At 45.6% G+C, this 13,076-nt stretch carries 13 protein-coding genes; 2 read left to right on the top strand and 11 right to left on the bottom strand.

Features of this window, described 5'->3' with window-relative positions; genetic code table 11:
- Nucleotides 1–6: 6 nt before the first annotated feature.
- A complete protein-coding gene (locus tag RLN88_RS16265; RefSeq protein WP_350222473.1) occupies nucleotides 7–249 on the bottom strand; it encodes a hypothetical protein in 243 nt (80 codons plus the stop codon).
- A gap of 251 nt (nucleotides 250–500) precedes the next feature.
- Complete coding sequence (locus RLN88_RS16260) at nucleotides 501–1,142, bottom strand: hypothetical protein (RefSeq protein WP_350222472.1); 642 nt, start codon at nucleotides 1,140–1,142, stop codon at nucleotides 501–503.
- A 61-nt stretch (nucleotides 1,143–1,203) separates the two neighbouring features.
- Between RLN88_RS16260 and RLN88_RS16255 the strand changes: the two genes are divergently transcribed.
- Nucleotides 1,204–1,380 carry a hypothetical protein gene (locus RLN88_RS16255; RefSeq protein WP_350222471.1) on the top strand — a complete coding sequence of 59 codons (177 nt, stop codon included), beginning with the start codon at nucleotides 1,204–1,206 and terminating at the stop codon, nucleotides 1,378–1,380.
- A 191-nt stretch (nucleotides 1,381–1,571) separates the two neighbouring features.
- On the opposite strand, the gene RLN88_RS16250 is transcribed toward RLN88_RS16255, so the two are convergent.
- The 5 genes from RLN88_RS16250 to RLN88_RS16230 are packed head-to-tail and all read right to left on the bottom strand — an operon-like array spanning nucleotide 1,572 to nucleotide 7,011.
- Nucleotides 1,572–2,126, bottom strand: a complete 555-nt coding sequence (locus tag RLN88_RS16250; RefSeq protein WP_350222470.1) for a hypothetical protein — start codon at nucleotides 2,124–2,126, stop codon at nucleotides 1,572–1,574.
- A gap of 11 nt (nucleotides 2,127–2,137) precedes the next feature.
- Nucleotides 2,138–3,055 (bottom strand): HTH domain-containing protein, encoded by a 918-nt coding sequence (locus RLN88_RS16245; protein WP_350222469.1) that lies wholly within the window; start codon nucleotides 3,053–3,055, stop codon nucleotides 2,138–2,140.
- A complete protein-coding gene (locus tag RLN88_RS16240) occupies nucleotides 3,052–3,375 on the bottom strand; it encodes a hypothetical protein (RefSeq protein ID WP_350222468.1) in 324 nt (107 codons plus the stop codon). The genes RLN88_RS16245 and RLN88_RS16240 overlap by 4 nt, the downstream gene beginning before the upstream one ends.
- Before the next feature lies 1 nt (nucleotide 3,376).
- Entirely contained in the window at nucleotides 3,377–4,843 is a 1,467-nt protein-coding gene (locus RLN88_RS16235) for a restriction endonuclease subunit S (RefSeq protein ID WP_350222467.1), read from the bottom strand.
- 5 nt (nucleotides 4,844–4,848) lie between these two features.
- Entirely contained in the window at nucleotides 4,849–7,011 is a 2,163-nt protein-coding gene (locus RLN88_RS16230; RefSeq protein ID WP_350222466.1) for a type I restriction-modification system subunit M, read from the bottom strand.
- A gap of 417 nt (nucleotides 7,012–7,428) precedes the next feature.
- Here RLN88_RS16230 and RLN88_RS16225 point away from each other — a divergent pair, with 417 nt between their 5' ends.
- The gene (locus RLN88_RS16225) at nucleotides 7,429–9,675 is read left to right on the top strand and encodes an acyl-CoA dehydrogenase family protein (protein ID WP_350222465.1); all 2,247 of its coding nucleotides are present in this window, start codon (nucleotides 7,429–7,431) and stop codon (nucleotides 9,673–9,675) included.
- Nucleotides 9,676–9,782: 107 nt separating this feature from the next.
- Here the strand turns inward: RLN88_RS16225 and RLN88_RS16220 are convergent, their stop codons facing one another.
- The 4 genes from RLN88_RS16220 to RLN88_RS16205 form a co-directional block, all read right to left on the bottom strand.
- A complete protein-coding gene (locus tag RLN88_RS16220) occupies nucleotides 9,783–10,166 on the bottom strand; it encodes a hypothetical protein (RefSeq protein WP_350222464.1) in 384 nt (127 codons plus the stop codon).
- A 246-nt stretch (nucleotides 10,167–10,412) separates the two neighbouring features.
- Entirely contained in the window at nucleotides 10,413–11,222 is an 810-nt protein-coding gene (locus RLN88_RS16215) for an anti-sigma factor (protein WP_350222463.1), read from the bottom strand.
- On the bottom strand, nucleotides 11,219–11,773 hold the full coding sequence (locus RLN88_RS16210; protein ID WP_350222462.1) for an RNA polymerase sigma factor: 555 nt from the start codon (nucleotides 11,771–11,773) through the stop codon (nucleotides 11,219–11,221). Before RLN88_RS16210 ends, RLN88_RS16215 begins: the two co-directional genes overlap by 4 nt.
- A gap of 4 nt (nucleotides 11,774–11,777) precedes the next feature.
- Nucleotides 11,778–13,073, bottom strand: a complete 1,296-nt coding sequence (locus RLN88_RS16205; protein ID WP_350222461.1) for a DUF8457 domain-containing protein — start codon at nucleotides 13,071–13,073, stop codon at nucleotides 11,778–11,780.
- Between the last annotated feature and the right edge of the window lie 3 nt (nucleotides 13,074–13,076).

The following is a 13,076-nucleotide window of genomic DNA, read 5'->3' as shown; positions in this document are numbered from 1 at the left end:
ACAATATCACCCCACCTTCTTCACCTTCTGATTGCCTGTGATCGCGTCAATCATTTTCGTATAGCTCACTCTCTTTCCTGAGTGTTTGGAAACATAGAAATATTCCAACCCTTCTAACTCCACAATGCACTGCCCCAGCTCATATCGGTGAGAGATTATTTCATCTCCTTCCATGATTGGATTCCCGTACATGTCTAAGAGCCGGGGAGGCTGCTTTTCCTTCGGTTTCTTTTGGAAAAATCGGAGCATTGTAATAGCGAAACTGCCAAGATAGCCATGACAATCGAAGGCTTTTTCATATCCTACAATTTGCTAATGCCCGCAAAAAAATTAGAACCACCAGTAGGCATCCCTTTTGACAGGTGGCAGCACGTACCAGACGTACAATGTGCCATCCTATTCCTGGCTTTTTTAGGCAGTAAAAAAGGAGTGCCTTTTTGAGGCACCCACTTTTTTCTTTACGCCTGCCGTCCCACGGTCAATGCCTGCCACGCTGTGGCTCAATTATCCACGATCGTCCTGGCGGCCATGTACCCGTTGAAGAAGGAACTGTTCGAGCGCTTGAAGCGCTTCATCACTTTATCCAGTCTTTGCAGCGCATCCATGCCTTCACTCAGGAGGTCTTTCAGGCTTTGGGTGGCCTGGCGGGAAGCTACCTGATAGGAGCGAGGCTTGCCGCGCTTGTCCTGATAGCTGCTAAAACTTAGCTTGGCATCATCAATCTGATCCTGCGTAAGTCCATAGTCTGCCATATCAGCCACATTGGCCTCCAATAGGTCAATCACATTCTTCACCTTCGTTTCTAAGTCTTCATTGGTGAGACGAAGATAATCCCGCTTGGAATTGCTTGCCTTGGCCAGCAGCTCTGCATTGCCGGTATCGTCTGCGTAGGCCTCCAGGATATCATCCAGGATGTCCATTTTTTCGGCGATGGTGATCTTCAGGCTTTGCAGGTTGCTACCGATAAATACCTGAGCGGCATCCTGATCCTGTGCTGCCGTCTTCAAGCCATCTATTGCTTGCGACAGTTGGTTCTTGTACGTGGTGACGATAGGGATGGCACTCCATACCGCCGTGTTGGCATCCAGGTAGGTCTGGGTGGTTTCCATCATTTCCGTCCGATTGATTTGTTCTTGTGTCATAGTAAAATGTTTAGATGTGAGTATTAATTACGTTGTTTAAAATATCTAACCTGATAGATTCATGCAAGAAAACGTGATGATCTCATTGCAAAATACCCAAAACAGGGTAATGCCAGTCTTTGCCATGCCCGGAGCAGTCTATGACAGGCACAGAGGCCTCTTTGACACGTCCGGAGAGGTTCTTGTCATGCACCGAGGGCTTTCTGACAGCCTCGAAGGGGTCTTTGACACGCAATGAGGGGTTCTTGCCACGCTCCGAGAGGTCTTTGACAGGCCGGGAGGGGTCTTTGACATGCGCGGAGAGGTTATTGACAGGGGCGGAGGGGTTGTTGGCAGAAAAACAGAATTGTTTCGCGAGTTCCGTCCGGACCGCTAAACCCATGCTCATCAATTAAATCAACTTGGAGTCTCGGGTTCATAACCCGGAGGTCATTTGAGTTTGAATACCAGGGGTAGTAACCTCAAAACAACATATCCAGCAATGATGTACCCTAAATTTTCAGGATTGGCTAAATCGAAAATTCTCCATGCGCCAACAGCGCATGCGGATACTACGACCATTTCCAAAATCAGCATATAGTTTATTCGAAATTTTGGTGGACGCTTATGAATGGATATCCACCGCCTGGATTCTTTAGTGTAGAGAAAGATACATGCAGCTACCAGCGGCAGCATCGCAAAGATCAATAGTGCCAAATCTAAAAGACGATCCGTATCGATATGGACAAAAGCTCCAAATAGCATGAAGAGCACCTGAATGGCTACAATATATAGCAGAACTATACGAGCCCAATTTTTTGCCTGGCCTATTTTATATCCTAGAAGCACGAAAAATGCGCTGCGCAGCACTACTCCGAATAAGGAGTCGCCATCAAAATCTGATTCGAAAACCTGAAGTTTTAGAAGCAAGGCGTGGATCATTGTGATGCCGGTGGAAATGTATACAGCAATGGATGCGTACGTAAAGGTTTTTGGTGGGAGCATGGCTGTGCTACTCAACTATTAAACTTCTTCACCAAATCCTCAATCTCCCAAAGCTTATCATAGCGATCTTCACGGATGTCTTTTTGATCCAGGTCTTTCATGGTTTGCTCCAGAAAGTCATTGAAATCCAGGTTGCCACAGAGTTTGGACATCATGGCTAGATCAGTTTCATCTTTTATATCAGCATCCAACAACACCTCTGATAGTTCCGGTACTTTGGTATCTAAACGAATAAGCCCAATCCCAAATGAATTAGATAATCTCGACACTTCTTTTTCGAACTCAATGTCATTGGATATTTCCGCAGCTACTAGATAGCCATGATGTGCCCACGATGAATTAGATACCGCCTGGAAGAACGATTCTCGTAGATTCGAAAAGGACAGGCTTTTTTTAATCTCAAAAGAATAATATTCAACCGCATGGCCACCCAAACGAATACTTACTTCATACGCCTTAGTCTTCCAAACACCTTCCGGGAAGCCGCAGGCTACCATATCCGGGTGCTCCCACTGGCGATAGCTACTCTTCTTTGATTTGCTGTGATTGATGGTCTTTGGATAGGCAATCAGTTTTGTCCGGATGAACCAGGCAAGCAATGGATGCAAGTCCGATTCTTTATAAGAAAGTTCCTTCTCTACATCGTCCGGATCGCCCTTTTTCGAATAGTCCCAGGCATCATATGGGTACTCTTTCCCGACAATACAGAATCTGACAGGCCGGGTGTCATTGACGATTCCTATTCTATCATGATTTCTCAGTTTGGTTCGTGTGTACAGTTGGGAGGCTAAAGTGCTGGCAGGGGTTTTACCCTGGCTGTCCAGCAGGGAAGTATAGCCATTTTCCTCAGCTATTTTCCATATCTGTGAGCTGGATAGCGGGTATTCTGCTTCTTCAAGTACTTTTTGAGCTAGTTCTAGGAAGGTCATTTTATTTTCTTAAGGATTTCTTGCATTACCGGATTGGTGGGATTGAAAAGAATATCCGGCACAATGAACCACGTAGAATTGCCACGAGACTGAGGGTTACCCACACATTGTTTTGTTCCTCCAATCATTTTCTCAGGGTTGTCCCATTCGCTATCAGACACATTCCAGCGAATACCGTAAGCTTTATTACCATCCCAATTTATGATTGCAATTGAAAAAGGATATTCTCCATCTTTTCCGTCATAAATTACTTGAGGAGTTCCTTTAATCCTTGATTTCGGACTCACTACGTCTTGCGGTTTTCTGTAGTTATAGCTCATGTCAATTACTTAAAATCATTTGTTCTATTTCAGCTCTGGCATCTTCCAATACCTTATTTGCTTCTAAAGACAATCGCTGAGCTTCAAACCTTCTCCTGTTAGCTTCCTTACCAATCTCTATTTGCTTATCCAACTTTGGTAGGACAATAGATTGATTGAAGTATTCACCCATGATAAGATTACGAATGCCGTTGGTTTGACTCTGCATAATCTCAGTGATTTTGATATTGTGAATAGTCTTGAGGAAACAGAACAAATAGGAGGGGTCAACTCTTGAGGTGTCCACTCGTATTTTATGAATAAAGTTGCTGTAGCACAGCGTATTGTTTTCAAATAAATCTTCTGTAAGCAATGAGATTCTGCCCACTGGCTGATCTGGGCTGCCGCCTGATTTTTCTATGAGCAAGTCATATGGCTGAATGTCTAATTGCTTGAGTTTATCCTTTTTGATTTTTCTGTATCTAACCCTGTCATTTTCTAGCTTGAGGTTGTATAGGTTATCAAACTCAGTGGCTCTAATTACCAAACAGGTATCATACTGATCTTCCTTAACTTCCGCTTCTTCATCAATTCCCCAATCTCCTGCTGCTGAATGTGAAATCAGGTTTTTAAGAGGCTCTTTTGGGTATTGGGCATTTTCAACCGCTGCGAATAGATTTTTGGAATGAGTGTCAAATAGTTTAGGGTCAAACCTTCTGCCTGACAGTTCTTGAAAGGTGGTTTGAAACATTCTAGCTTCAATGCTTGTGTCCTTCTCAGGTAATATGATTCCTAATTCGTTGAGAATATACGAGTCGATTTCAGCAAGTAAATTTTCGGATTCTTGAATCCTTGTCTGACGATTTGCCAATGCAGTTTTGAAGAGTTCTACTATTTCTTCTTGTTCATTTTCTGTTGGAGTAGGAATTAGAATCTTTTTAAGCTCATCTTCTGTAATAGCAGGGTAATTACCACCGCTGCTACGTTGTTCCATTTGGCGTAAAATGAACTTTTGTCGGAGAATCCAAAAGAGATATTCTAGGCTAACTTCTGCATCAGGTTTTATACCCCTTAAAACAGAAAAGCCTGTGGAGGCTATACTAAAATCATTTTCGTCTGTAATGAAACTGATAGCACCACGGCTAGGTCTTGTAGTTGAAACTATTATATCTCCTGAACGCACAATTTTCTTTGCACGGCTTGGTGCTTCGGAGATTGGAACTTGACGAATGTATTTTATCGCACCCGTTGATAAATCAATCTCGCTTATTTCAATGTATGGAAATGTACCTTCAAAATGGTCTTTTTGGTTCCAAGTTTCTGACGAGAATTTAACTACATCACCAAGTTTTGAATTAGGGGAGTTATTCAATTTGTCGATTAGTTCAGCATATTCAGGCTTATAGAAATGTGGATCAAGTCTGTTTTCCAAGTCTGATAAATTGACTTGGAATGTGTTTGAAACGCTGTTTGCTATTAAATCTGGCATAATGCTTAGTACTTCTCGTTAGTATTTACAGATCCAATAAATTGGCGCAAAGAGTCTTGAATTGTTTCTAGCTCATTTGCTGAGGTGGTTTTCCCTGAAGCGTCATACCCTATTTCTTCAGCTATGGCCATAAAGATTGGATAGTCTTCTAAAGCCTTTTGCTTCTCTTCAAGGTATAGGTCTGCTAATTGGTCTTTCAGGTCATTTATCTTTTGATTGTATTCAGCATTGATTTCAGATTTCCAATCCTTGAACTCTTGAGTGGCTTCAATTTCCTTTTTCTCGGTTTTGCCTGTGGTATTGACTAAGCCGTCCGCATTAAAGCCTGTTCTGTCTTTCAGTATCTTTTTCTTTTCCTTCTCCCAATCAGCTACTTGTTTCTCAAATTTTTGGTCTTTAAGTATCTTGTTTTGAACACTTACTTTTTTGGCTTTAATAGCATCACTCCGCTTGGTTGTGAGTTTTTTCAGGAACATTACCGAGCTTTTTACAGCTGCACCCGTATGAGCAAAAGCGTCTTGAGGCATGGATACTACAGCTACAATTCTGTACCAATCTTCAATCTGATCTCTTACATATTGTAAGCTACTATTGGTGAGAATGCCATCAGGAATGACTATTGCCAAGTAGCCCCCTGGCTTTAAGAACTTATAGCATTGTTCTATGAACATCACTTCAGTACTCTGATTGGCTCTGTTTTTTGCTCCTTGCTTTTTAACATCTAACCAATCAGCATCTTTAATCGCCATGCGGTATTGATTCATGTAGGCTCTTTCAGTTTGCTTTACTGAAGAACCAAAAGGAGGATTGGTAATGATATAATCGAATGAATCGTATTTGAACTCCTTGTTTCCATTCTTCTTTATCATTTCTTCACTAGGAAGCAATCCATCAGAAGCAATCACATTGGTGTGACCATCATCATGAATAATCATATTCATCTTGGCAGTACGGGCAATCTGCTCGTTGATCTCAATTCCGAATAGATTCTTTTCAGCGAAATCATGCCAATGTTTGTAATGCTCTACTGAGGTTTCATTATAGTATTCACTTGCCTGTGCTCTCACCTTATCCAATGCATAAAGAAGGAAACCACCACTACCGCAAGAAGTGTCTAGCACTCGGGAGGTGTTTTCAATGGGTAATACATCAACTATGAATTTTACAATGTTTCTTGGCGTAAAGAACTGACCAAAATCGCCCCTGAAATAACTACCCATAAAGGCTTCAAAGGCTCTTCCTTTACTGTCTAAGTCTGTTTTGCTTAGGTTAATGCCTTCTAAGTAGGTAACTACTGTTCTTACCTTGGCGGCATTCAGTCTAATGTTGTCTTTGAATACTTCCGGGTCTCTTTTCTTTCCTTCTGCATAGAGGTCAAGTATTCGCTTGTATAGCTCTTGGGTAGTTTTCTCTTCTGTACTTTCTTTAAAGATTTGGAATTGGTATGGTTCACCTATTTTCCGTGGGTGTCTTTCATCCCAAATCTTACAGAAGATTAGTTTATCTAATTCATCAAATGCTTCTGAAGGATTCAGTTCACCACCTGCCCAAAGCGACTGGTGGGCCATTCTGAAACGTCTGGTTAATTCTTCTTCACTTACGGTTTCAAGTTCAAAGAACTTTTGCTTTCCATACTCAACTTCAGGCTCTGCTGCATTTTGGTCAACACCACCTTTGGCATACTTATACTTGGATAGCTTAGTAACACCATATTGCGGTATATCAGGAACTGAAACACGGTCTTGCTTCTCTTTATTGACTTCAAAATAGCGGTCTTTAATTCCCGAGGTTACCCAAAGGAATTTCACCGTTTTTGCTGTTGCGTAGCAATAAGCAAAGCCTTGTTCAATAGCTTGCTCAAACTCTAGTTCTGATACTTCTGGCTTCTTACATTCAACAATTATGTGTGGTTCAGACCATTCGTCATCATTGTAAACTAAAATGTCGGCTTCCTTTGTAGAAGAACCCATTGTGACAGTTACAAACTGCTGAATGCGTTCTACAGGATAGCCATACACAAGAATGAGCTTGAGGAAAGTTTCTGCTTGTACCTGTTCTTCGGGATTGGTATAGTTTCTCTTCTTTTTTTGGTGGACGTAAGTAATGTACTTGCGTTCTTCATCAAATGATATTAGTCCCTTCTTTATTCCTGATTCTATTAGATCCATATTGGCGATTGGTAATTAACGTTTGAAGATAGAAAAGAATGGGGAAATAGCGTTGCGTCATCGCGAGGCACGAAGCGATCTTATTGTTTAAGACTGCTTCGTCGTACCTCCTCGCAGTGACGGCAACATCTTTATCTTTGCATTTAGTCCCGGATCATCGGGAAGGGAGGGCCATCACCTGCGTGGGGTGATGGGGGCTGTCCCGCTTGCACGAACAGCGATGATCGGGGATGAGCCCCACTTTTTTAGTCACTAGAGACTGCAACCCTGACCGAACTCAAGAGTGGTTCGGGGTTATTTTTTAGGTTATTTCGAGCTTGAGCAAAGCACCATCACACCGGAATATTTTCTACCTTTCTAGAAAGTATCCTTATGAACGCTTCCATCCACTCCCCCCTGCTGGCGAAAAATCCTGCCTTGTATAGTTTCTTCCCGCTTTTTTACATGGCCTGGGCAGATGCCGTGCTGCTCCCCTCAGAGATTGCCGCCATCGAAGGGTACCTGCGCAAGCAAGTGTGGCTCACTCCCGAGGAAACCGAGTTTTTGTCGGGCTTCCTTGATCCCAAGCACCCACCCACCCCGCAGGAACTGAAGAGCTGGAAGAAGGCCATCAATGAGTCGGAGCTGGAAGTACGGGATAGCCTGGCCGAGATCGGGATGAAGCTGTCCAACCTGAAGGGATCAGATACCCCGGTGGAGGTGCGCACTGCGCTGCTGGAGATGGAAGATATGCTGGGTATCGCCTCGTCGGAGGCTACCTACCACCTCAGGGCCAATAAGCCCAAAACGATCATCGAAGAGCTGGCCTCCCGCCCATCATTTGATCCCGCCATCATGAATGCACTACTGGACGGAGCGGAGCATGACATCATCCAGAAGGTAAAGACGATCCTGTGTGATCCGGCCTTCCGCTACATCGATCCGGACAGCCTTACCACCTACCGCGAGCAGGTGCTGACCTGGTGCCGCCTGTTGGCAGAGCAAGGCTTTGGCGCAATGGCCTATCCCGAAGCATACGGCGGGGAAGACGACATGCGAAAGTATTTTACCATCATGGAGACGCTCTCTTATCACGACCTGAGTACGGTGATCAAGTTTGGGGTGCAGTTTGGCCTGTGGGGCATGAGCGTCTATTTCCTCGGCACGAAAAAACACCACGATAAATACTTAAAGGATATCGGCACCCTGCAGCTGCCCGGCTGCTTTGCCATGACAGAGACAGGGCACGGCTCCAACGTGAAGGGCGTGCAAACTACTGCCACCTATCAGCACAGCAACCGGACGTTCATCATCCATACGCCCACTGAGCTGGATACCAAAGAATACATCGGCAATGCGGCGCTGCACGGACAGATGGCTACCGTATTTGCCAAGCTCATCATCGACGATACCGACTATGGCGTCAATGCCTTTGTGGTACCACTACGTACACCCAAAGGAGAAATGCACACGGGAGTGACCATCACCGATTGTGGCAGAAAGATGGGATTGAATGGGGTGGACAATGGCAAGATCGCCTTTGATCAGGTAGAGATTCCTTATGATAATATGCTTGATAAGTACGCGAGTGTGGATGAAAGCGGCAATTTCCAAAGCCCCATCACCAGCGACAACCGACGATTCTTTACCATGCTAGGTACACTGGTAGGCGGTAGGATCGGCATCCCTCGAGCTGGACTTAGTGCGGCCAAATCCGGATTGACGATTGCGATCAAATACGGAGATCAGCGCCAGCAATTTGGCCCGGAAAACGGTCAGGAGGTTCCCATCCTGAACTATCGCACCCACCAGAGAAGATTGATGCCCCTCCTTGCCAATGCCTATGCACTGCACTTTGCGCTGCAGCACGTGACCAATAGGTTTCTAAAGCGAACGGAAGATGAGATGCAGGAAATTGAAGCCATGGCGGCCGGCCTGAAAGCATGGGCTACCTGGAACACGACGCACACCTTGCAGGAATGTCGCGAAGCGTGTGGGGGTAAAGGATACCTCTCCGAAAACCGGCTGGACCGCCTGAAAAACGATACCGACGTTTTTACAACCTTCGAAGGAGATAATACTGTGCTGATGCAACTGGTGGCTAAAGGCCGCCTGTCAGAGTTCAAAAAGCAATTTAGCGACATCAACTTCTTTGGGATGGTCAACTATGTCACGCAGCATGCGAAGACGAGCATCGTGGAAATGAACCCGATCACCATTCGCAACACGGATGAAGCGCACTTGCTCGATCCGGAGTTCCATCTGGCGGCTTTTCGCTACCATGAAAATGAGATCCTGTCATCGGCAGCCAAGCGATTCAAAAAGCACCTGGATGCGGGCATGGATTCGTTTGATGCCTTCAACCAGACCCAATACCACATGGTGCAGGTCGGTCATGCATATGTGGAGCGCCTGATCCTTGAGCAGTTTCTGGAGGCGGTGGAAAGGACGGAAGATCCCAAATGCAAGGAAGCCCTTCGAAAGCTATGTCAGCTGTTTGCGCTGACCCAGCTGGAGAAAAATAAAGGGTGGTACCTGGAGCAGGATTACCTGGCCGGCTCAAAAACCAAGGCCATCCGCAAATTGATCAATCAGCTGTGCTGGGAGGTGCGGCAGGATGCAGTAGCGTTGGTAGATGCGTTCAAGATTCCAAAGGAGTGTTTGGGTGCGGAGATTGTGGGATAGTTACTAGCTGCGAGTTGCGAGTTTCTAGCCTGCCGGAGCTTCAGCGAAGGCGGGCATCCTGTAACGAAGGATTTCGTGCTAGTTCAAAGTTTCGAGTTCAAAAGTTACTAGTTGCTAGTAGCACTATCATCCTGATGTTCTCGAAGGATGGCGTAATGGTCGCTATCCTTTTCAACTAGAAAACTAGCCACTAGAAACTTGTAACTGATTATCTTACTCTGGCTATGGAAGTAAAAGTGATACACAAAAACCACGCCCGGGCTTGCGAGTGCTGCGCCTCGTGGCTGAAACACTGGGAGCGCATCACCAAAGAGGATGTGGGTACCTGCCGAACGAAGAATTGCACCAACCCTGCCAAAGTAGGTGCGCATGTAAAGCGCAAGACCGGTGACAACACCTGGCGCATTGTGCCGCTGTGTCATGAATGTCACAAGTCCACAGATTGGCTCACCCTGAATAAGCACACCGTATCGGCTTCTGCCGAACAGCATTCGTGTGGGAGGTGAAGCCTTAGGCCATTTGGCATATCACCCCCTGGCCCCCTCAAGGGGGGAACAGTATGTACTGGGCGACTTACAAAAAACATCACCCCCTGGCCCACTCATAGGGAAAACGAATGTACTGAGTGACTTTCAAAAAGGGCACCCCTATAATCCCCTCAATAGGGAACAGTATGTACCAAGCGATTGGCACAACCAAATACTAACTACTAACTACTAACTACTTGCTACTAACTATCAAACATTCCCCACCACCTGCATGGTCTCCAGTGAGGGGTTTTCGCTACCACCACGAGGCTCGATGGTCACGGCGAAGGCTGCCGCATTTGGCCCGATGTTTTTCATCTGCACGAGCAAGCCGCCATTGTTTGGGTCGAATACTCCGGCATCTACCGGCTTGCCGTCAATGATCGCCCACAGTTGATACTGCTGATCCTGGGAAAGTTCTTTCAGATTCTGGATGCTGAGGTACACATCTGCAGTGGCCTCATTCCAGTACACAGTGGCTTGTGCTTGAGGTGAATTGTCTGTGCCGTTCATGACCACTCGCTTGTAGGCCGTATTGTTCATGATCGCCACAGCATCCTGGATGTCATCCAGCTGTTGGTTCACCTGATTGTAGTTTTCTGCAAACACCGCATTCTGCGCAATCATGTCCGCCAGGCGGCCTTCGGCACTTTGCCATTTCTTCCAGTAGGTGAAAGCCATCACTGCAGCGGCCATCGCTACAAACACAGATGCGGCTGCAGCAAACCTTAGTATGCCAAAGGCTTTGTCTCGCTGCATGGGGATAACAGGTGCTGCGTCTTCTTCACCTAAGTCTTCAGTGCCTATTTTGGCCATCAGCTTCGCTTTCACATCCGCAGGAGGGGCCACTGCTGTAGCCAGTGCAAGCGTTTCCATAGAAAGCTCAATCGCCTCCAGCTCCTCCCAGATCTGTGGATGCTCAGCGGCCATTTGCTCCACCTCTGCCCGTTCAGCTGGTGGAAGCTGATCCATGACATAGGCTTCTAAAATGCCTGACGATATGTACTCTTCTATGTTCACTCTACTTGCAATACTTTTCTCATACTTTTCAATCCCATCCTCAGTCGTGTTTTCACTGTGCCGAGTGGGATATCAAACTCTTCCGAAATTTCTGATTGGGTATAGCCTTTAAAATAGACCATCTCGAGAATGAACTTTTCTTCATCCCTGAGAGAGGCCAGCGCTTCTTTCAAGCCAATGCCATCGACATTGAGGAGGCTTAGTTTGTCACGCTCAATATCAGTTACGTAAGTTTCGATATTATCGGTTTTCCCAACCTTCTTCATTTCTTTTGATCGAAGCTTATCGATCGCCAGATTTCGGCTAATGTTTACCATCCAGGTAAAAAAGCGGCCTTTTGAAGCATCGTATTGATCAATCTTGTCCCAAAATTTCATGAAGGCATCTTGCAGCACTTCCTTTGAGACATCCTCATCATTGATGATCCGATGGATGGAACCATAAATGGCAGAGGAGTAATTATCATATAAATAGCTAAATGCATCTGCCTCTTTCGCCCGCAAGCGGGCGACCAGTTGATCCTGATCTATTTTTTGGTTTGGCAGACTCACGAGATTATCTGAACCTTCTAAATAACACCTTCAAAAACTCCTTCACTTCGTCGGATTGCATGTTCCATTCGTTGTGCTTGGCATAGCCCTGCACCAGAAACTCCACTGAGTCGTCGAAGGAGTCATACTCCTCCAGTTCGTAGAGGGCGTTTTCGAATTCGTTTTTATCGTTGCGGAAAAGCTCCTTGATGAACATGTATCGGTGATTCAGGGAGATCAACTCCAGAATGCTGCTTCCTTTATTGCTGCTGCCCAGGTGGTCCGCCACGGTCTCTTCTTCCTTCTCAAATTGCTTGTTGATGGTCTCCTCAGGAAAGTCGTCTTCCCGATCCTCATCTTCAAGAATCACAGGTGTACGTACTTCTTTTTTAGGCTCTTCTTCTTCCTCTTTAGGAAGGTCTTCATCTTCATCGGTTGTCTCCTCCTCTTGCTGCTCTTCTTCTTCAGGCTCATCTTCTACTTCTTCCTGCTCGGGGGCTGCTTCTGGTTTTTTGACTACCGGAGCATGGAAGCCCTCATCAATATCTTCTTCCTCCATCGCCTCATCTTCCGCATTGATCTCTACTCCCTCACTTTCAGCCTGTGCATCCGGGGCAGTTTTGCGTGGCTTCTTCACTTCCACCAGGTCTTCTTCGCCTGGCTCAAAAATGTCATCATCATCAAACTCATCCATCTCAGGATCGTCTGAGAAAACCTTTTCTGGAGTGATCATCAACACCTCTGAGAGAAGCGCGCACTCTTCAGTTACTGCTTCGGTGGTATCAAAATCGTCAAACTCCTCCGGCAGCTCATCGATCACATCGTCGATGGTGAGACCTCTCATGTCAGAGAGGAAGTTTTGAATTTCTTTTTTGTGGATTTTGAGGTACTTCACAGTCCCTTCCACCGATTTGTCTTTGATGGTTTCCACGCCACGACTGTCCAGGTCTATCTCCACATACGCCTGAGGCATGGCTGCCAGATAGATGGTGTCTTTTACGGCATGATTGAGGAGGGTTTCAAATTTTTCTTTGTTGATCTCAATGTGCTGGGAAAGCACGTTCATAAACTGGATCATCGCCTGCCGAACCTCTTCGTGCTTGTAGTTGAAGAATGGACTTTCCAGTTTTTTGGTTTCCTCCTGCCAGTAGCGAAAGAGCAGCTTGATCACAAAAAAATTGACTTGCTTAGACGGGGTGACTTTGAGAATTTCCTTGCCGGTAATCACCTCCTTACCCTCTTTGAAAAATTCGGCAGTCACTTTGGATGCAAATTTCTCACAATAGCCGTCTATAAAATCTTCGTTTAGTTTCTTTTGCATTCT

Origin of the sequence: Ekhidna sp. (assembly GCF_040223195.1) — a bacterium.
Classification (GTDB): Bacteria; Bacteroidota; Bacteroidia; order Cytophagales; family Cyclobacteriaceae; genus Ekhidna.
The sequence above is the reverse complement of the archived record's forward strand: the minus strand, read 5'-3'. Positions and strand labels throughout refer to the sequence as shown.